Annotated in this window: 21 protein-coding genes and 1 riboswitch; of the genes, 12 read left to right on the forward strand and 9 right to left on the reverse strand. The window is 72.4% G+C overall.

The window, feature by feature from the left end:
- Positions 1–282: 282 nt before the first annotated feature.
- Positions 283–1,365, reverse strand: a complete 1,083-nt coding sequence (gene hisC, locus DY240_RS06325) for a histidinol-phosphate transaminase (RefSeq protein ID WP_119659104.1) — start codon at positions 1,363–1,365, stop codon at positions 283–285.
- A gap of 54 nt (positions 1,366–1,419) precedes the next feature.
- On the opposite strand from hisC, the gene DY240_RS06330 reads away from it, so the two are divergent.
- The 6 genes from DY240_RS06330 (at position 1,420) to DY240_RS06355 (ending at position 6,027) form a co-directional block, all read left to right on the forward strand.
- Entirely contained in the window at positions 1,420–1,794 is a 375-nt protein-coding gene (locus DY240_RS06330) for a phage holin family protein (protein WP_119659105.1), read from the forward strand.
- A 197-nt stretch (positions 1,795–1,991) separates the two neighbouring features.
- A complete protein-coding gene (locus tag DY240_RS06335; RefSeq protein ID WP_119659106.1) occupies positions 1,992–2,429 on the forward strand; it encodes a hypothetical protein in 438 nt (145 codons plus the stop codon).
- Positions 2,430–2,440: 11 nt separating this feature from the next.
- Entirely contained in the window at positions 2,441–2,977 is a 537-nt protein-coding gene (locus DY240_RS06340; protein ID WP_119659107.1) for a low molecular weight protein-tyrosine-phosphatase, read from the forward strand.
- Positions 2,958–3,824 (forward strand): fructosamine kinase family protein, encoded by an 867-nt coding sequence (locus tag DY240_RS06345; RefSeq protein ID WP_199700931.1) that lies wholly within the window; start codon positions 2,958–2,960, stop codon positions 3,822–3,824. The genes DY240_RS06340 and DY240_RS06345 overlap by 20 nt, the downstream gene beginning before the upstream one ends.
- Before the next feature lie 407 nt (positions 3,825–4,231).
- A complete protein-coding gene (locus tag DY240_RS06350) occupies positions 4,232–5,254 on the forward strand; it encodes an ATP-binding cassette domain-containing protein (RefSeq protein WP_119659108.1) in 1,023 nt (340 codons plus the stop codon).
- The gene (locus DY240_RS06355; RefSeq protein ID WP_119659109.1) at positions 5,251–6,027 is read left to right on the forward strand and encodes an ABC transporter permease; all 777 of its coding nucleotides are present in this window, start codon (positions 5,251–5,253) and stop codon (positions 6,025–6,027) included. Before DY240_RS06350 ends, DY240_RS06355 begins: the two co-directional genes overlap by 4 nt.
- Here the strand turns inward: DY240_RS06355 and DY240_RS06360 are convergent.
- Positions 6,008–6,691: an SIMPL domain-containing protein gene (locus DY240_RS06360; protein WP_119659110.1), complete on the reverse strand. Its 684-nt coding sequence runs from the start codon at positions 6,689–6,691 to the stop codon at positions 6,008–6,010. The genes DY240_RS06355 and DY240_RS06360 overlap by 20 nt on opposite strands.
- Before the next feature lie 14 nt (positions 6,692–6,705).
- A complete protein-coding gene (locus DY240_RS06365) occupies positions 6,706–7,341 on the reverse strand; it encodes a VOC family protein (RefSeq protein ID WP_119659111.1) in 636 nt (211 codons plus the stop codon).
- A 190-nt stretch (positions 7,342–7,531) separates the two neighbouring features.
- On the opposite strand from DY240_RS06365, the gene DY240_RS06370 reads away from it, so the two are divergent.
- On the forward strand, positions 7,532–7,807 hold the full coding sequence (locus DY240_RS06370; RefSeq protein WP_199700938.1) for a GNAT family N-acetyltransferase: 276 nt from the start codon (positions 7,532–7,534) through the stop codon (positions 7,805–7,807).
- A 4-nt stretch (positions 7,808–7,811) separates the two neighbouring features.
- Here DY240_RS06370 and thiE read toward each other — a convergent pair whose 3' ends face one another.
- The gene (gene thiE / locus DY240_RS06375; protein ID WP_119659112.1) at positions 7,812–8,480 is read right to left on the reverse strand and encodes a thiamine phosphate synthase; all 669 of its coding nucleotides are present in this window, start codon (positions 8,478–8,480) and stop codon (positions 7,812–7,814) included.
- A 42-nt stretch (positions 8,481–8,522) separates the two neighbouring features.
- A riboswitch (TPP riboswitch) is annotated at positions 8,523–8,628 on the forward strand.
- On the opposite strand from thiE, the gene thiO reads away from it, so the two are divergent.
- The 4 genes from thiO (at position 8,620) to DY240_RS06395 (ending at position 11,452) form a co-directional block, all read left to right on the forward strand.
- Entirely contained in the window at positions 8,620–9,777 is a 1,158-nt protein-coding gene (thiO, locus tag DY240_RS06380) for a glycine oxidase ThiO (RefSeq protein WP_119659113.1), read from the forward strand. It overlaps the preceding riboswitch by 9 nt.
- Positions 9,774–9,998, forward strand: coding sequence for a sulfur carrier protein ThiS (gene thiS, locus DY240_RS06385; RefSeq protein ID WP_119659114.1), 225 nt, complete (start codon positions 9,774–9,776; stop codon positions 9,996–9,998). The genes thiO and thiS overlap by 4 nt, the downstream gene beginning before the upstream one ends.
- A gap of 9 nt (positions 9,999–10,007) precedes the next feature.
- Positions 10,008–10,796, forward strand: coding sequence for a thiazole synthase (locus tag DY240_RS06390; RefSeq protein WP_119659115.1), 789 nt, complete (start codon positions 10,008–10,010; stop codon positions 10,794–10,796).
- A gap of 65 nt (positions 10,797–10,861) precedes the next feature.
- A complete protein-coding gene (locus DY240_RS06395) occupies positions 10,862–11,452 on the forward strand; it encodes an HAD-IA family hydrolase (RefSeq protein ID WP_119659116.1) in 591 nt (196 codons plus the stop codon).
- Here the strand turns inward: DY240_RS06395 and DY240_RS06400 are convergent.
- Together DY240_RS06400 and DY240_RS06405 are read right to left on the reverse strand one after the other, a co-directional pair.
- Entirely contained in the window at positions 11,437–13,107 is a 1,671-nt protein-coding gene (locus DY240_RS06400; RefSeq protein ID WP_119659117.1) for a SulP family inorganic anion transporter, read from the reverse strand. The two genes, DY240_RS06395 and DY240_RS06400, sit on opposite strands and share 16 nt — an antisense overlap.
- A complete protein-coding gene (locus DY240_RS06405; RefSeq protein WP_119659118.1) occupies positions 13,104–13,445 on the reverse strand; it encodes an ArsR/SmtB family transcription factor in 342 nt (113 codons plus the stop codon). Before DY240_RS06405 ends, DY240_RS06400 begins: the two co-directional genes overlap by 4 nt.
- A gap of 113 nt (positions 13,446–13,558) precedes the next feature.
- Between DY240_RS06405 and DY240_RS06410 the strand changes: the two genes are divergently transcribed.
- Complete coding sequence (locus DY240_RS06410; protein ID WP_119659119.1) at positions 13,559–14,077, forward strand: DinB family protein; 519 nt, start codon at positions 13,559–13,561, stop codon at positions 14,075–14,077.
- Positions 14,078–14,081: 4 nt separating this feature from the next.
- On the opposite strand, the gene DY240_RS06415 is transcribed toward DY240_RS06410, so the two are convergent.
- From DY240_RS06415 to DY240_RS06425, 3 genes are all read right to left on the reverse strand, one after another.
- Complete coding sequence (locus DY240_RS06415; RefSeq protein WP_119659120.1) at positions 14,082–15,443, reverse strand: ATP-binding protein; 1,362 nt, start codon at positions 15,441–15,443, stop codon at positions 14,082–14,084.
- A gap of 66 nt (positions 15,444–15,509) precedes the next feature.
- Positions 15,510–16,247: an alanyl-tRNA editing protein gene (locus DY240_RS06420; protein WP_119659121.1), complete on the reverse strand. Its 738-nt coding sequence runs from the start codon at positions 16,245–16,247 to the stop codon at positions 15,510–15,512.
- A 29-nt stretch (positions 16,248–16,276) separates the two neighbouring features.
- A complete protein-coding gene (locus DY240_RS06425; RefSeq protein WP_119659122.1) occupies positions 16,277–17,743 on the reverse strand; it encodes an NAD-dependent succinate-semialdehyde dehydrogenase in 1,467 nt (488 codons plus the stop codon).
- Positions 17,744–17,821: the final 78 nt, after the last annotated feature.

A 17,821-nucleotide genomic window follows, 5' to 3' on the forward strand; every position in this document is an offset into this window, starting at 1 on the left:
GTCACATTTTGCCAGTCCATATGCCGACTTTGGGAGTTCGATCTAGATGGGGCGTGCCAAGCGAGTCGTGATCGCGGTTGTCGCATCGTTCGCGCTCATGTTCACGGTGTCATCACCTGCGGTCGCCGCGTTCGCACCGACCGGTAGCCCTGGAGAATTCTGCTGCTGACGCAGGAGTCATAGACCGCACGGACGGCGTCCGGCGTCTCGCCCCCCGAACGCAGGACGCCGTCCGTGCCTTTGTTTCCCCAGCAAGCGGGGAATCGCGCACCATGGCGGGCGTTAGCGTGCCCGCCATTCACCAGCCAGTCGAATGAGCCTGTCATTGGCCTCCGGCTCGGCGATCGTGACCCTGCAGCCCTCGCCGGCGAAGGGCCGCACGACCAGCCCCGCGTCCTCGCAGAAGCGTGCGAAGTCGAGGGTCTGCTCACCCAGCGCGAGCCACACGAAGTTCGCCTCGGTGTGAGGAATCTCCCATCCCTGGGCCGCCAACGCATCGTGCACCCGGGCCCGTTCGCCCACCAGCGCCTCGACCCGCTCGAGCAGCTCGGCCTCGCGGGCCAGCGACTCGACGGCGGCCCGCTGGGCGATGCCGGAGACCCCGAAGGGCACCGCGGTCTTGCGCAGGGCGTCGGCCACCTCGTCGTGCGCGATGGCGAAGCCGACCCGCAGCCCGGCCAGTCCGTACGCCTTCGAGAACGTGCGCAGCACGCACACGTTGCGGTGCCGGCGGTAGAAGTCGAGGCCGTCGGCGGCCTCGGGGTCGCGGACGAACTCGCGGTACGCCTCGTCGACGACCACGAGGACGTCCTCGGGCACCCGGCGCAGGAACGCCTCCAGCTCGTCGCGCCACACGACGGTGCCGGTCGGGTTGTTCGGCGTACAGACGAGCACGAGGCGGGTGCGGTCGGTGATGGCGTCGGCCATGGCCGGCAGATCGTGCCGCGCGCCGGGCGCCAGCGGCACCTGCACGGCCGACGCGCCGGAGATGCCCACCACGATGGGGTATGCCTCGAACGACCGCCAGGCGTAGACCACCTCGTCGCCCTCGGCGGCGGTGGCCTGGACGATCTGCTGCAGCACGCCGACGCTGCCGGTGCCGGTGGCCACGTGCTCGGGCGGCACGTCGAAGCGGTCGGCCAGCGCCGCGACCAGGCCGGTGGCGAACATGTCCGGATAGCGGTTCATCGACCCCGCGGTCGCGGTGACGGCCTCGAGCACGCCGGGCAGCGGCGGGTAGGGATTCTCGTTCGAGGAGATCTTGAACGCCTGCTCCGCACCGGCCACCGGCGCGGCCGGGCGGCCGGGCTTGTAGGACGGGAGACCGTCGAGAGCCTTGCGAATGCGCACCTGGGAACCGCTCATGTCGGCACACTAGTCGCTCCCGCGGAGGGCTCCGGATGTGTACGCTCGGCAGCCGTGACGTCCTTCATCATCCGCCTGCTCGTCAACGGTTTCGCCCTCTGGGTGGCGACCCGGATCGTCGACGGCGTGACCATCAGCTCTGACAGCACGTCAAGCGAGGTTCTGACCTTGCTTGTCGTGGCGCTGATCTTCGGCCTCGTCAACGCACTCATCAAACCAGTGGTCCAGTTGTTGTCGCTGCCGCTGCTGATCTTGACGCTGGGCCTGTTCACGCTGATCGTCAACGCGCTGATGTTCTGGCTGACCTCGTGGATCGCCGACGCGCTGGACGTGCCCTTCCACGTCGAAGGGTTCTTCTGGGAGGCCGTGCTGGGCGCGTTGGTGGTCTCGTTCGTCAGCTGGATCCTGAATCTGTTGCTGCCGAACTGACGAACGGTGTAGTGCCGGTCATCCGTCCGTCGTCGCACCATGGGCCTTTGAAGCCACCTCGACACGACCCTTCTTCCGCTGGGCCGATGTTTGACGTACCTTTGGCCTAGCATCCTCTGCACGACGGATAGGCGCCGTTTCCCGCGGCGCCACGGGGGTTCGTTGTGCCCTGAACTCAGTGTGGGCATGGTGAACATATGACGATCGGCTACGGCCCCGTCGGTTCGGTTCTGACCGAGCAGCCTCCTTCGGGCCATCAGCGCGCCCGGCACCCGGAGCGCGGCACGTCTCCGTCGCGGCCGGTACCTCTCGCGGTCACCACGCCGCCGGGGTATCCCGAACCCGACACCAACCGGCACGCGCTGGTGGGCTCCATGGTCTACGAGGTCGTCTACGACGATCCGAACGGCAACCCCATGCTCGCCTTCGCCGACGGCCAGTGGTTCGACGTCACGTCCTTCGCGCCGCGCCCGGTCTCGGTCCGCCACGCGCTGCGCCGCGACCCCGCGTGGTCCGGCGCCGTCGTGCAGACCATCTGCCTGTGGATGCGCAGCAACCCCAACCACGAGCGGTCCTTCGATCTGGCCACCGAGCTCGCGTTGGCCGTCGGGGAGCTCGCGCGCCAGCGCCGCTGAGGCGCGCGGCCGTGACCGACCCGAGCACCCCCTACCGCGTCTGCGTCGTCTGCGCCGGGAACATCTGCCGGTCCCCCATCGCCGAGTTCGTGCTGCGCCGGCGCCTCGAGGAGGCCGGCCTCGGCGACCTCGTCACCGTCGACTCCGCGGGCACCGGCGGCTGGCACGCCGGCCAGCAGGCCGACCCACGCGCCCTCACCACACTGCTCGACCACGGCTACGACGGCAGCAGCCACCGCGCGCGGCAGTTCCTGCGCGACTGGTTCGCCGAGGTCGACCTGGTGCTGGCCCTCGACCGCGAGAACTTCGCCGACCTCAGCGCGCTGGCCCCCGACGACGACGCCCGCGCCAAGGTCCAGCTGCTGCGCAGCTACGACGCCGAGGCCGTGGCGGGCGACGACACCGACGTGCCCGACCCCTACTACGGCGACGACGCGTCGTTCGAACAGGTGCTGCTGATGATCGAGCGGGCCGCCGACGGCTTCGTCGCGGCCGTGCGCGAGGAGATCGAGCTGGACGTGCCGGGTGGTGAGCCCAGTCGACAGTGAGCACCTGCACGCCTTGCTGGGTACCGCCGTCGAATCGCTCACCCCGGTCGGCGGCGGCTCCATCTGCGAGGCGCGCCGGGCCCGGCTCGGCGACGGCCGCACCGTCTTCGTCAAGACCCGGGCCGGCGCGCCGGACGGGTTCTTCCGGGCCGAGGCGACCGGCCTGGGCCGGCTCGCGGCCGCTCGCGACGGCGTCCCGGTCCCGCAGGTGCTCGCGCACGACGACCGCTGCCTGGTCCTCGAATGGGTCACGACGGGTGTCCCCTCGCCGGCGGCGGCCGAGCGGTTCGGCCGCGCCCTCGCCGCCACCCACCGGCACGGCGCCGACGTGTTCGGGTCGGCCGACGGCCCCGGCTGGATCGGCAGCCTCGACCTTCCCCCCGGCCCGTGGGAGCACTGGCCGGAGCTGTGGGCCTACGGACGCATCGAGCCGTATTTGCGCGCGGCCCGCAAGGCCGGCGCCGTCGACAAGCGCACCGTCGCCGACGTCGAGAAGGTCATCGCCGAGCTGCCCCGGCTGGCCGGACCGCCCGAGCCGCCCGCGCTGATCCACGGCGACCTCTGGGCCGGCAACGTACTCTGGACCGAGACCGGCGCCTACCTCGTCGACCCCGCCGCGCACGGCGGCCACCGCGAGACCGACCTCGCCATGCTCACGCTGTTCGGCCTGCCCCACCTCGACCGCGTCCTCGCCGCCTACGACGAGGCCTGGCCGCTGGCGCCGGGCTGGCGCGAGCGGCTGCCGCTGCACCAGCTGCACCCTGTGCTGGTCCACGCGGTGCTGTTCGGCGGCTCGTACGGCGCCCAGGCCGGTCAGCTGGCCCGCCAGGCTCTCCGCGCCGCCTGATCAGCTGTGGCGTTGAGCCCCGTCCCCGTGCGCGCTGGGCCGTCCCCCTGCGCACTGGGCCGTCCCCCTGCTGCCCGATTGTCTTAGCCGCGTGCGTTCGCCGCGTTTGCGTGTGGCGTGGGTGTCGTGGAGCGTCCACCTGGTGAGATTTAGCCGTGATTCGGGGGCCATCACGAGGATTACCCCAGCGTCAACACCCCTACAGCCATGGTGAAGCTCACGTAATCCTCGTGATGTAGGCGATCGCCGATGATCATCGTCGTCCACGGAGATCGTCAGCTGATCATCCTGGTTCGCCGGGCTTGCCCCTCCTCCTGAAGTGGGACACGCACGTTCGGTACCGCGAATGAGCTGGTCCGGGGCCGAGACCCGATAGGTTCGCAGGCGACCGACCACCCGGGAGAGGCATGATCACCGCCCAAGGGCTCTACAAGAGATACGGCGCGAAAGTCGCCGTCGACCATCTGTCGTTCGAGGTGCGTCCGGGCATGGTGACCGGCTTCCTCGGACCCAACGGCGCCGGCAAGTCCACGACCATGCGGCTGATGCTCGACCTCGACAACGGTGGAGGCGAGACGCTGTTCGACGGGCGCAAGTTCGGCACGATCAAGCACCCGATGCGCGAGATCGGCGCCGTGCTGGAGTCGAAGGCGTTCCACCCGACCCGCACCGCCCGCAATCACCTGCGCATGCTGGCCGCGGGCAGCGGCATCCCGTTCTCCCGCGCCGACGAGGTGCTGGAGTTCGTGGGGCTGTCCGAGGTGAAGAACAAGAAGCCGAAGAGCTACTCGCTCGGCATGGCTCAGCGCCTCGGCCTGGCCCAGGCGCTGCTCGGCGACCCGCAGACGCTCATTCTCGACGAGCCGGCCAACGGCCTGGACCCGCACGGCATCCACTGGCTGCGCGACGTGCTGAAGTCGCTGGCCCGCGAGGGTCGCACGATCTTCGTCTCCAGCCACCTGCTGTCGGAGATGTCGCTGATGGCCGACCAGCTGGTGGTCATCGGCCGCGGGACGATGATCTACAACGGCGACGTCGCCGGCTTCGTCCGGCGGTTCACCCAGTCGACGGTCCGGGTCCAGAGCCCCGACGTCGACCGGCTGGTCCAGGTGCTGAACCGCGACGGCGTGGAGATCGTCGGCCCGGGCGCCGACCGCAGCATCGAGGTGTCCGGCCTCGACGCGCCGGCCATCGGCGAGCTGGCCTTCCAGAACGGCATCATGCTGCACGAGCTGGCGACGCAGACCGCCTCGTTGGAGACGGCCTTCATGACCGCGACCGGCGAGTCGGAGGAGTATCGGGCGCACGAGATCCTGGGGCCGCCGGCCGCAGAGATGCCCGCGCCGGTGACGCCCCAGGCGGGACCGCCCGCCGCGCCGCCCGTCCCACCGTCGCAACCCGGCGACTCGACCCCTGGAGGTGCGGCATGAGCAGCGCGCTGCGCTTCGAGTGGGTGCGGCTGCGCACCCTGCGCTCGACCTACTGGCTGCTCGGGATCGGCCTGCTCGTCACGGCCGGCGTGGCGTTCATCATCGCCTACGCCACCCGCAACGACCCGCTCGACGCCGACATCGCGGCGCAGGTGCTGACCGGCGGCGCCGAGTTCGCCACGTTCATCCCGGTGTTCATGGCGATCATCGGCATCTTCTCCACGGGCCACGAGTACCGGCACGGCACCATCCAGCCGACGCTGACGGCCATCCCGCAGCGGTCTCGGCTGCTGCTGGCGAAGATCATCATGGTGAGCCTGTGCTCGGTGGTGGTGGTCGCGTTGTCTCTGGCGATCAACCTGGTCATCGGGCTCATCTTCTGGGGCGAGCTGCCGTCGTTCGGCAACCCGCTCGACGAGGTCATCCCCGGCTACTTCGTGCTGGTCATCCTGTACGCCATCTGCGGGCTCGCGCTGGCCCAGCTCTTCCGCGGCGTGCCCAGCGCGATCGTCGTCCTGCTGGTGACGCCGCTGCTGGTCGAGGGCCTGATCTCCGGGCTCTCGCTGGTGCCGGCGCTGGACTGGCTGCAGCCGGCGCTGAAGTTCCTGCCGTTCTCGGCCGGTGCCCGGCTGCTGGCCACCGGCCCGTACGAGGCCAACGGCGGGCCGGAGTTCGACTACCTGGACCGCTGGGCGTCCGGCGGGGTGTTCGCGGCGTTCGTGGCGATCATCCTGGCCGTCGCCTGGTACCTGTTCAAGAAGCGCGACGCGTAGCCGACCCCGAGGCGAGGTAGTCGACGGTGACGGTGGCCGTGATCTCGATCTGCTCAGGACGCATCGAGACCACGGCACCACCGGCGCTGTCGGCCGCCAAGGGGACGACGCGGTAGGCACGGGTACCTTCGAACCCTGGCTGCGTGTGCGGTCGCAGCCCTGGTTCGTACAGCGCGGTGGCGGTGGCCGTCGCGTAGCCGAGCTCGGCGGCGTACGCGTCGGCCCGCTCCTGGGCGTCGCGCACGGCCTCGGCCCGCACCTCGCGTTCGACCGCGGTACGGTGCGCCCGGGTCAGCTCCCACTCGACGCCGTCGACGACCACGCCGTCGACGCTGCCCACGTCGGTGACCCATGCCGACAGCGCGCCGAAGTCGGAGAACCGCACCGAGATGCCCGCCGCCGCCACCTGGAAGGTCTCGCTGACGTCGGAGTCGCGCCGATACCGCTGGACGGTGGACACGTACAGGTGGTCGGCCCACCACCGGGTGGCCGCGCCCGCTGTGACGTGCCGCTCGGCGTCGGCGGACAGCCGGGCGTGGAGGTCGGCGACCACCGGCACGACGTCGGCGGACCGGCGCGCCTCGCGGGTGGCCCGAAGGTAGACCGTGCCGCGTTCGGCGGGCAGGAAGCGCCGGGCGGTCCCGGCGACCGTGATGGTGACCATGCGGTCATTGTGGCTCAGAGCGCGACCTCGCCGTTGGCGGTTCGGAACCGCACGGAGCGGACGCCCGGCCCGCCGTTCGGCGGCAGCCAGCGCACGTCGACGTCGTCGAGCGGGTGGTCCTCGGGCTCGCCCAGCCAGGCCGTGACGAAGTGAGGGTCGCCGGCGATGTCGATGCTGAGCAGCTCGACGTCGTGGCCGCCCTTGGACGGGTGCTCGGCGGGGTCGGACTCCCAGTGGACGAAGAACGGCAGCTGCGGGTCGTTCATCAGGCCCATGACGCCGATCTGCTTCCACACCAGGTCGAAGCCGTCGGGCCGGACCCGATGGCCGTCGACGGCGGGCCGTCCCAGCCGCTCCTCGATGGGGGCGAGGTCGTCGACGGCGACCACCCAGCCGAGCCAGCCGCCGCCGGCCGCGGAGCGGGCCTTGACCGCCTGCCCGAACGGCACCTTGTCGGCCGCGGGGTGGTCCAGCGCCGCCACGACCTCGAGATAGTGGCCGCCGGCCAGCGGGAGCACCCGGTTGCGGGTACCGAACCGCGGATGGACCCCTCCGTCGACGAGCTCGACTCCGAGCTCCCCGGCCAGCCGCTCGGCGGTGGCGTCGAGTCCGTCCGGTCCCGCGGCGTACGAGAGGTGATCGAGGCGCATTCGTGCATCGTCGCAGCCTCCGGTCCGGTTTGGCGAACCGAGCCGGTCCGCCGCGGCCGGTCGGTGCGTTACGGTTGCAAACTGGTGATCACTGCGCATCGGGAGATCGGTACGAAGGGTCACCGGCACCGGTAGAAACGATCAAGCACCATCTGTGGCATCGATCCAGCACCCCTGGAGGCGACTGCGCGTGAGCATCGAGATCACCAGGACCGCCCGCAGCTACGCCGCCTACCTGGACGGAATCCGGGTCGGCGAACTCGTCTACACCCGCCGCGACGACGAGGTCGTGGCGCTGCACACCGTGGTCGAAGAGGCCGCGGAGGGCAAGGGGGTCGGCGGCGCACTGGCCCGGGCCCTGCTCGACGACGCCCGTGAAGGCGGCCTGAAGGTCGTCCCGCAGTGTCCGTTCGTGGCCGGCTACCTCGACCGGCATCCCGAGTACGCCGACCTGCGGGCCGGCTGACCGATCAACTGCCGAGCGCCGCCCGTAGCCGCCGGGCGGCGGCCTCCGGGTCGTCCGCGGCGGTGATGGCCCGGACGACCACCACCCGGCGGGCGCCCGCGTCGGCCACCTCGGCGACGGTGCGCTCGTCGATGCCGCCGATGGCGAACCACGGCGTGACCGGCGCAGACTCGGCGACGGCACGGACGGTGTCGACGCCGACCGCCGGCCGGCCCTGCTTGGTAGGCGTCGGCCAGACCGGTCCGACGCAGAAGTAGTCCACATCGGGGTCGGCCTCGGCCGCAGCGGCCTGCTCCACGGAGTGCGTCGACCGCCCGAGCAGCACGTGCGGGCCGAGCAGCCGCCGGCTCGCCGCGACCGGCAGGTCCTCCTGGCCGGTGTGCAGGATGGCCGATCCCGCCAGCTCCGCGAGGTCGGCGCGGTCGTTGACGGCGACCAACGCGTCGTACTCCGCGGCCACCTTCGCCACCAGGGGCTGCAGCTCCAGCTCGGCGCGGGCGTCGAGCGTCTTGTCGCGCAGCTGGACGATGTCGACGCCCCCGGACAGCGCGGCGTGCAGGAACCGCTCCAGGTCGCCCTGGTCGCGCCGGGCGTCGGTGCACAGGTAGAGCCGGGCGCCGGCCAGCCGCCGGCGCCACCGCGCCGCCCTCGTCGCTTCGGGTGCCGTGGTCACAGCCGGAGTCTGCCACGAGCCCCGGATGCCCGAGGAGTACGGTGGGGAGTGCGCGGGAGCCCTGGCGGCAGGGCTGAGAGGGCCAGCGGGCCGACCGTCATCACCTGAACTGGGTCATGCCAGCGGAGGGAGCCCTGACGTGAGCGTGGACGTGGCCGTGGCCGGCTGCGGCATCATCGGCGCCGCCGTGGCCTGGCGGCTGTCGCAGCTCGGCCGCACGGTCGCGTGCTTCGACCCCGCCCCCGGCGACGGTGCGACGTTCGCGGCCGCGGGCATGCTGGCCGACGTCACCGAGGCGGAGTTCGGCGAGGACCACCTCACCGCCTTGAACGTCGCCTCGGCGCGGGCGTGGCCGGACTTCGCCGCCGAGCTGGCCGACGCCTCGGGCGTGGATCTCGCGTTCCGCCGCACCGGCACCCTCACCGTCGCCTACGACTCCGGCGACCGGCAGCAGCTGCGCCGGCTGCTGTCGCTGCGCCGCCGGCTCGGGCTGCCGATCGAGGAGGTCACGATCGACGACGCCCGCGAGCTGGAGCCGCTGCTCGGGCCGCGGATCGCCGGTGCCACGTGGACGCCCGACGAGCACCAGGTCGACCCGCGCCGGGTGCACGCGGCGCTGCTGTCCGTGCTCGCCGACATGGCCGTGGCCGTCGTCCACCGGCGAGTCGCGGAGCTGAGCCTGACCCCGTCGGGCGGTGTCGACGGCGTGATCGACGATCACGGCACCCGGCACCGCGCCGGCTCGGTGGTGCTGGCGGCCGGCTGGGCCAGCCGCGAGCTGGCCCGCGCGTTGCCCGGCCTCGCCGGCGTGCCCACCCGGCCGGTCAAGGGGCAGGTGCTGCGGCTGGACGCGTCAGGGCAGCCCGGTTTCACCCTCGGCCGGGTGGTCCGCGGCTTCGTGCAGGCGCGGCCGGTCTACCTGGTGCCGCGGCCCGGCGGCGAGGTCGTCGTCGGCGCCACCAGCGAGGAGCAGCCCGACGACCGGCGGGTCACCGCCGGCGGGGCGTTCGGCATCCTGCGCGACGCGCGGGCGCTGGTCCCCGGCATCGACGAGCTGCCGCTGACCGAGCTCACCGCGCGGGCCCGTCCGGGCAGCCCGGACAATCTGCCGCTGATCGGCGATTCCGGCATTCCGGGCCTGCTGCTGGCCACCGGCCACTACCGCAACGGCATCCTGCTCGCGCCGCTCACCGCGTCGGCGCTCGCCGCTCGGTACGGTGCGGGAACGGTGCCGGAGTGGGCCGCGGCCGCGGACCCGCGCCGGTTCTCCGCGACTGTGACGGGAGGACCCACATGACCACGGTGGTGACGGTCAACGGCGACGTCGTCGCGTTCGACTCCGGCGCGACGCTGGGCGACGTCGTGCTGCGCACCATGACCAAGCCCGACGGCACGTACAGCGACAGCGGCATCGCCGTCGCCGTCAACCAGATCGTCGTCCCCCGCTCGGACTGGGCGGCCACCCCACTGCGGGCCGACGACAAGATCGAGATCATCACCGCCGTCCAAGGAGGCTGAGGAGCTGAGATGTCCACCGACGATCCCCTCGTCATCGCCGGCGTCGAGCTGTCGTCGCGGCTCATCATGGGCACCGGCGGCGCGCCCAGCCTGCTCGGGCTGGAGGCGGCGCTGCTGGAGTCCGGGACGGAGCTGACGACGGTCGCGCTGCGCCGGGTGCAGGCCGGTGGCGAGGGGTCGGTCTGGGAGCTGCTGCAGCGCAACGGCATCCGGGCGCTGCCGAACACCGCCGGCTGCTTCTCCGCCGCCGAGGCGGTGCTGACGGCGAAGCTGGGCCGCGAGGCGTGCGAGACCGACTGGGTGAAGCTGGAGGTCGTCGCCGACGACGTCACGCTGCTGCCCGACCCGGTGGAGCTGGTGTCGGCGGCCCGGCAGCTGGTCGACGACGGCTTCACCGTGCTGCCGTACACCAACGACGACCCCATCCTCGCGCGCAAGCTCGCCGACGCCGGCTGCGCCGCGGTGATGCCGCTGGGCGCGCCCATCGGCACCGGTCTGGGCATCCTCAACCCGCGCAACATCGCCGCGATCGTCGCCGACGCGCCGGTGCCGGTGATCCTCGACGCCGGCATCGGCACCGCGTCCGACGCCGCGCTGGCCATGGAGCTCGGCTGCGACGGCGTGCTGCTCGCCACCGCGGTCACGCGCGCCGCCGACCCGGTCCGGATGGCCCGGGCGATGCGGCTGGCGGTCGAGGCGGGGCGCGACGCCCACCTCGCCGGACGGATCCCGCGCCGCGAGGACGCGCTGGCGTCGTCGCCGCTCGACGGGCGGGCCAATCTCGACCTGGCGATGTGACTGTTTTTGACGCGTCGAGGTGTCCGGCTGTCGCCGGATGATCGTTCCTGGCACGATTCGTCCTCATGGGTCTGATCGACGTCCTCCTGCTCGACCTCGACGGCGTGGTGCGCCACTTCGACCCCGCGGCGACGGAGGCGATCGAGAAGCGCTGCGGACTGCCGCCGGGCAAACTGCACGAGACGGCGTTCGAGCCGCGGCTGCTCCAGTCGGTCGTCACCGGCGGCATCACCCGCGCGCAGTGGGTCGACCACGTCGCCGAGACCGTCGGCCCGGTCGCCGCCACCGCGTGGGCGACCCAGCGCCCGTCCGTCGACCGCGAGGTGCTCGGCCTCGTGCGCCGGCTGCGGGTGGCCGGCGTCCGGGTCGGGCTGCTGACCAACGGCACCGACCGCATCGCCGCCGAACTGGCCGAACTGCGCATCGCCGACGACTTCGACCACGTGTTCAACTCCGCGGAGATCGGCGTGGCCAAACCCGACCTGCGGATCTTCATGCACGTGCTGCGCGTTCTCGGCGTCTCGCGGTCGTCCGTCCTGTTCCTCGACGACTCCGCGGCCAACGTGCGCGGGGCGGGGGCGGTGGGCATGCGGGCGCACCTGTTCACGTCGGTGAGCGACCTCACCGACGCCTGCAAGGCCTACCGGCTGCTCTGACCCGCCGCCAGCAGGCCGTGCGCGTACCCGATCGCCTCGGGCGTCGTCGCGAACACCCGGCCCTGGTCGCGCAGCCTCGAGATGACGCCCAGCCGGTCCAGCGGCCGAGCATGGCCACCGCGCAGGCCTGACACCACGACGACGGCGTGACGGCGCTCCAGGCGTTCGATGGCGTCCTTGAGCACCAGTGCGCCGGTGGCGTCGATCGTCGTCACCCGCGACATCCGGAGGATCACCACGCGCACGTCGGCGACCTCGGACAGCTCCAGCAGGAAGCGGTGGGCGGCGGCGAAGAACAGCGGTCCGTCCAGCCGGTACGCGACGACATGCGATGTGAGCAGCGCCCGTTCCTCCTCGCCGTGGCCCGCGGGGATGTCGTCGTACAGCGGGACCTCGTCGAGCCGGACGTTGCGGGCGACGGCGCGCAGCGCGAGCGCACCCGCCACCACCAGGCCGAGGATGACGGCCTGCACGAGGTCGAGCACCAGGGTGGCGGCCGCGGTCAGCACCAGGACGACCGCGTCGGAGCGAGTGGCGTGCAGCATCGCCCGTACCGACCCCACCTCGACCATGCGGGCCGCGGTCGCCAGCAGCACCCCGGCCAGGGCGGCCAGCGGGATCCGGCCGACCACAGACGCGGCCGCGGCGACCACGACGGCGAGGATCACCGCGTGCGACAGCGCGGCCAGCCGCGACACCGCGCCGGAGCGCACGTTCACCGCGGTCCGGGCGATGGCGGCCGTGGCCGGAACGCCGCCGAACAGCGGGGCCGCGACGTTGGCGAGGCCCTGGCCGAACAACTCCTTGTCCGGGTCGTGCCGCTGGCCGACGCTCATGCCGTCGGCGACCGTGGCCGACAGCAGTGACTCCAGCGCGGCCAGCGCCGCGACCGCGACGGCCGGGGCGAGCAGGTCGGGCAGCGCCGCGAGGTCGACGAAGCCCAGCGACGGCGCCGGCAGCCCGGCCGGCAACGCGCCGATGCGGGCGACGTCGAACCGGGCCAGCTCGGCGATGCCGGTGGCGGCGGCAACCGCGAGGAGCGAGAACGGAACGGACGGCCGCCAGCGCGCGCCGGCGAGCATGAGCGCGGCGACGCCGGTGGCCAGCCCTACCGCGACCCAGTCCGGCGCGGCCGCGAAGTCGCGGACCGCCTGGACCGCCACGAGCACGACGCGGTCGCCGTCGGGCACCGGCACCCCCAGTGCGGCCGGCACCTGCTGCAGCGCGATGACGCCCGCGATGCCGATGGTGAAGCCCTCGACGACGGGCGCCGGCACGTACGCCATGTAGCGGCCGGCCCGGCCGGCCGCCAGGACCATGAGCAGCAGTCCGGCCAACAGGCCGACCATCAGCACGCCGTCGGCGCCGTGCTGGTGCACGATCGGCACCAGCACCACCGTCATGGCTCCGGTGGGCCCGGAGACCTGCAGGTTGGAGCCGCCGCACAGCGCCGCGACCGCACCCGCCACCACCGCGGTCGCGATGCCGGCGGCTGCTCCGAGCCCGGACGAGATGCCGAACCCGAGGGCGAGGGGCAGCGCCACGATCGCGACGGTCGCGCCGGCCAGCAGGTCGCGGCGGGGCCGCCGGCGCATGCTCGCGACGTCAGCGCGGGTGGGCAGGACGGACCGCAGCCGGAGCCAGGCCCGGCTCATCGGGCGGCGGCGGCTTCCTCTTCCAGCTCCTGCAGCAGCTCGCGCTGCCCCGCGAGCAGCTCGGTCAAGATGCGGCGGGCCGCGCGCAGCAGGTCGGCGACGTCCGGCCCGGCCATCGCGTAGACGACAGTGGACCCCTCGCGGGTGGAGGTCACGATGCCCGAGCGGCGGAGGACGGCCAGCTGCTGGGACAGGTTCGACGGCTCGACCTCGATCTGCTCGAGCAGCTCACGCACCGGCACCGGGCCGTCCTGGAGCAGCTCGAGAACCCGGATGCGGACCGGGTGACCGAGCATGCGGAAGAACTCCGCCTTGGCGTGGTGCAACGGGACCGGCATGAATGCATCATCTGCGAAATTGAAGAGTTCTTCAAATCGCGTGTTCCGTGGCGCCGTGTCGATGCCGTGCGACCCTTGATCAGCTACGGTCTGACGCACAGGGGGTGAGGCCCATGACCGACGTCGACGCGGTGGTGCCGCTCACGCGGGTCGAGCCGCCGCTGCGGGCCGCCGAGAAGGACGCGCTGGTGCTGCGGCTGGACTTCCTGCGCGAGACCGTCGTGAACAAGGTCGCCGGCCTGAGCACCGCGCAGGCCACCACGGCCCCCGTCCCGCCGAGCACGCTCACCCCGGCCGGCATCGTCCGCCACCTCATGTGCGTGGAGCGGTGGTGGTTCGCGCTCGACTTCGCCGCCCTGCCCGACGTTCCCGAGCCCTGGGGCGAGCACGACGCCGGGGGATTCGACCTCGAGCCCGGCGAGACGCTGGCCTCCGTCGTCCGCACGTACCTCGCCGAGTGCGCCCGGTCCAACGAGGTCATCGCCGCCTACTCCCTCGACGACGTCGCGCGTGGCGAGGGCATGGACTTCGACCTGCGCTACGCCGTCGTCCACATGATCGAGGAGACCGGGCGGCACTGCGGCCACCTCGATCTCCTCCGCGAGGCCATCGACGGCGCCGTCGGCGAGTGAGCGGTCAGCCGAACACGTCGCCGGCGGTGACCACGAGCGTTCCGGGCGGCGCGTCGGTCACCTGGTCCCGAGCGCACACGGCGAACCGCAGGTCGCCGACGTCGCCGAGGGCGGCGGCCTTCGCGGCGAGCCTCGCCACCTCGCGGCCGCCGTTGACCGTGCGCGCCCACTTCGCCTCGCCCACGAGCACCGGCCGTCGGTCGCGGCCGGCCAGGACGACGGCGTCGATCTCGTCCTGACCGCCGAGGCGCCACCACGGGCCCACCGCCACCGTCTCGGCATGGATCTCCGCCGCGCGCCGCCGCAGGTGCTCACGAAACGCGTCCGCCCAGGGCCGGCCGAGGTGATCGTCGAGGCCGGCCCGGACCGCACCCAGGATGGTCGGGCCCAGCCCTCGGTTGATCTCGTCGCGGTACCGGCCGAGCACACCGAGATAGAACGCCACGAGGTTGTCGGTGATGCGGTAGATCCGCCGCCGGGATCGCGCCGCCTCGGTGACCGGCTGCAACCGTTCGACGAGTCGCAGCTCCTGCAGGTCGCGCAGGGTCCGGCTCGGGTCGGTGCCTATAGCGTCTGCGATCTCCTGGTGCTTCGTCCGGCCTTCGGCGATGGCGCGCAGCACGTCGGCCACCTGGTCGCCCTCGCGGCTCTCGGTCGCGAGGACCAGGTCGCCCTCCAGCAGGATCGGTGCGGACGACGTGCCGGCGAGCGCCGCGAGGTTGTCGTCCACCGTGGCCAGCTGGTCCCACCAGGAAAGGTAGAGCGGCATCCCGCCGAGCAGTCCGTAGGCGATGGCCCGCTCCGCCGGGGGCAGGCCCGGCAGCATCTCGGCGGCCTCGTGCGGCCGGAACGGATGCACCTGGAGCGCCAGGTCGAAGCGGCCGTAGAGCGGCGCCCACTCCTCCTGGATCGCCCGCATGGTGCGCATCGCGGAGCCGCACAGCAGGATGCGCAACTGGGTCTGCCCCGCGGAGAGATCGAGGAACGCCCGGAGCACGCCAGGCAGCTCGGGGGACTTCGCCATCATCTCGGGGAACTCGTCCAGTACGAGCAGGAGTGGTTCCTGCCGCGCCTGCTGGGCCAGGTGCTCGAAGGCCTCCTCCCAGCTACGGAACGGACTCGTCGCCAGGTCGCGGAGCGTGCTGGGAAGCGCGCTGGCGACCTTGCGGGAGAGCTGCGCGAGCTCGCCGGCCTCCGTCCGGCCGGAGCCGAGGTGGAAGACCGAGCGACGGTCCGAGGCGAACCTCTGCAGCAGCGCTGTCTTCCCGACCCGGCGGCGGCCCCAGACCAGGGCCGGCCGGGGGCGATCGCGCTGCCACCAGCGCTCGAGTTCCGCCAGCTCCATACGGCGGTTCACGAAGGCCATGGTCGCATCGTAACCGACAGACTTGTCAGTGACGATTTTGTCACCGACACATGTGTCGGTGACAACTCAGTCGACGAGCTTGAGGCGGATGCGGCGGAAACCGCGGCCCTTGTTCTCGACCTTGGCCACCTCGATGCGGCCGATCTGCCTCGTCGAGGCGACGTGGGTGCCGCCGTCGGCCTGCAGGTCGAGGCCACGGATGTCGACCAGGCGGATGTCCTGGAGGTCCGGCGGCAGCAGGTCGGTCGCCGTCTTGACGATGGGGCCGAGGGCGTAGGCGTCGGCGCGCGGCAGCACGCGGACGTCGATGACGCGGTCGGCGGCCACCTCGGCGTTGAGCTTCTCGGTGAGGCTGTCCTTGAACCCGGCCGGCACCTCGGCGAGGTCGAAGTCGAGGCGGGCCTGGCCGGGCTCCATGTTGCCGCCGGTCACCGGCACGCCGAAGTCGCGGGCCATGACGCCGCAGAGGACGTGCAGCCCGGAGTGCGTGCGCATGAGCAGGCTGCGCCGGGCGTCGTCGAGGGCGCCGCGGACCTGCGTGCCGACCGGCGGCAGCGGGTCGTCCGGGTCGGGGACGAGCCACAGGTCGTCGCGCGGGCGGACGCCGACGATGCGGGTCTGGACGCCGCCCCAGATCAGCACGCCGTGGTCCGGCGGCTGGCCGCCGCCGCCCGGGTAGAAGGCGGACCGGTCGAGGACGATGCCGTCCTCCGGATCGCTGGCGAGGACCGTGCAGTCCCATTCGCGCAGCGTCTGGTCGTCGAGCTCCAGCCGGTGAGTCCGGCCGTGGTGGTCGTGTCGCACCTACGGCAACGTAGTCCCGGCCGCGGAGCTCAGGGAAGGCTGATCGCGACGTACTTGGTCTCGAGATACTCCTCGATCCCCTCGGCGCCGCCCTCGCGGCCGAAGCCGCTGGCCTTGACGCCGCCGAACGGCGCGGCCGGGTTCGAGACGATGCCGGCGTTGAGGCCGACCATGCCGGCCTCGATGCCCTCGCTCACGCGCAGGGCCCGCTGCAGATCGCGCGTGAACACGTAGGCGACCAGGCCGTACTCGGTGGCGTTGGCGCGCGCGACGGCCTCGTCGTCGGTGCGGAACGTGGCGACGGGCGCGACCGGGCCGAAGATCTCCTCGGTCAGCAGCCGGGCGTCGTCGGGCACGGAGGCGAGCACGGTGGGCTGGTAGAAGTAGCCGGCGTCGCCGGTGCGGCCGCCCCCGGTGACCACCTTCGCGCCGCGGTCGACGGCGTCGGCGACCAGCTCCTCGACGGTGCCGCGCTGCTTCGCGCTGACCAGCGGGCCGACGTCGACGCCGTCGTCGGTGCCGCGGCCGACGCGGAGGGCGGCCATGCGCTCGGCCAGCCGGTCGGTGAACTCGGCGGCGACGGACTCGTGGACGTGGAAGCGGTTGGCCGCGGTGCACGCCTCGCCGACGTTGCGCATCTTGGCCAGCATGGCGCCGTCGACGGCGGCGTCGAGGTCGGCGTCCTCGAACACCAGGAACGGCGCGTTGCCGCCCAGCTCCATCGAGACGCGGAGCACCTGCTGCGCGGACTGCTCGATGAGCGTGCGGCCGACCGCGGTGGAGCCGGTGAAGGAGAGCTTGCGCAGCCGCGGGTCGCGGATGATCGGCTCGGAGACCTTCCCGCTGGACGAGGTCGGGATGACGTTGAGGACGCCGTCGGGGAGGCCTGCCTCGCGCAGGATCTGCGCGAGCGCCAGCATGGACAGCGGCGTCTCGTGCGCCGGCTTGACGACCATGGTGCAGCCGGCCGCGATGGCCGGGGCGATCTTGCGCGTCCCCATGGCCATCGGGAAGTTCCACGGCGTGATGAAGAACGACGGCCCGACCGGCTGCTTCATGGTGAGCAACCGGCTGCCGCCCGCGGGCGCGACGGAGTAGCCGCCGCTGATGCGCACGGCCTCCTCGGAGAACCAGCGCAGGAACTCCGCGGCGTAGAGGATCTCGGCCCTGGATTCCTTGACCGCCTTGCCCATCTCGAGCGTCATCAGCAGTGCGAGGTCGTCGGCGCGCTCGACGACGGCCTCGAAGGCGCGGCGCAGCAGCTCGCCGCGCTCGCGTGGCGGCGTGGACGCCCACGAGGCCTGTGCCTCGGCCGCCGCTCCCAGCGCGGCCAGGCCGTCGTCGACGGTGGCGTCGGCGACGGTGGCGACGACCTCGCCCGTGGACGGGTCCTCGACGTCGAACCGCTCGCCGGACGACGCGGCCCGCCAGTCGCCGCCGATCAGCAGGTCGGTCGGGACCTGGGACACCACGGCACGCTCTCTGTCGGCAGTCATGTCTCCATTCCTACCCCGCCTGCCGTGCCATGTCTGCCCCCTCGCGTGAGCGTGCGGCCGGATGCGTGCCGCCGACGC

Source organism: Jiangella rhizosphaerae, assembly GCF_003579925.1.
In the GTDB taxonomy this organism is placed as follows: Bacteria; Actinomycetota; Actinomycetes; order Jiangellales; family Jiangellaceae; genus Jiangella; species Jiangella rhizosphaerae.

Excerpts from the sequence above, each read along its gene's own strand:
- DY240_RS06425 (WP_119659122.1), bottom strand. The coding sequence starts at position 17,743 with ATGACTGCCGACAGAGAGCGTGCCGTGGTGTCCCAGGTCCCGACCGAC.
- DY240_RS06415 (WP_119659120.1), bottom strand. The coding sequence starts at position 15,443 with ATGGCCTTCGTGAACCGCCGTATGGAGCTGGCGGAACTCGAGCGCTGG.
- hisC (WP_119659104.1), bottom strand. The coding sequence starts at position 1,365 with ATGAGCGGTTCCCAGGTGCGCATTCGCAAGGCTCTCGACGGTCTCCCG.
- DY240_RS06390 (WP_119659115.1), top strand. The coding sequence starts at position 10,008 with ATGTCCACCGACGATCCCCTCGTCATCGCCGGCGTCGAGCTGTCGTCG.
- DY240_RS06405 (WP_119659118.1), bottom strand. The coding sequence starts at position 13,445 with ATGCCGGTCCCGTTGCACCACGCCAAGGCGGAGTTCTTCCGCATGCTC.
- thiS (WP_119659114.1), top strand. The coding sequence starts at position 9,774 with ATGACCACGGTGGTGACGGTCAACGGCGACGTCGTCGCGTTCGACTCC.
- DY240_RS06400 (WP_119659117.1), bottom strand. The coding sequence starts at position 13,107 with ATGAGCCGGGCCTGGCTCCGGCTGCGGTCCGTCCTGCCCACCCGCGCT.
- DY240_RS06350 (WP_119659108.1), top strand. The coding sequence starts at position 4,232 with ATGATCACCGCCCAAGGGCTCTACAAGAGATACGGCGCGAAAGTCGCC.
- DY240_RS06365 (WP_119659111.1), bottom strand. The coding sequence starts at position 7,341 with ATGCGCCTCGATCACCTCTCGTACGCCGCGGGACCGGACGGACTCGAC.
- DY240_RS06360 (WP_119659110.1), bottom strand. The coding sequence starts at position 6,691 with ATGGTCACCATCACGGTCGCCGGGACCGCCCGGCGCTTCCTGCCCGCC.
- DY240_RS06395 (WP_119659116.1), top strand. The coding sequence starts at position 10,862 with ATGGGTCTGATCGACGTCCTCCTGCTCGACCTCGACGGCGTGGTGCGC.
- DY240_RS06355 (WP_119659109.1), top strand. The coding sequence starts at position 5,251 with ATGAGCAGCGCGCTGCGCTTCGAGTGGGTGCGGCTGCGCACCCTGCGC.
- DY240_RS06410 (WP_119659119.1), top strand. The coding sequence starts at position 13,559 with ATGACCGACGTCGACGCGGTGGTGCCGCTCACGCGGGTCGAGCCGCCG.
- DY240_RS06335 (WP_119659106.1), top strand. The coding sequence starts at position 1,992 with ATGACGATCGGCTACGGCCCCGTCGGTTCGGTTCTGACCGAGCAGCCT.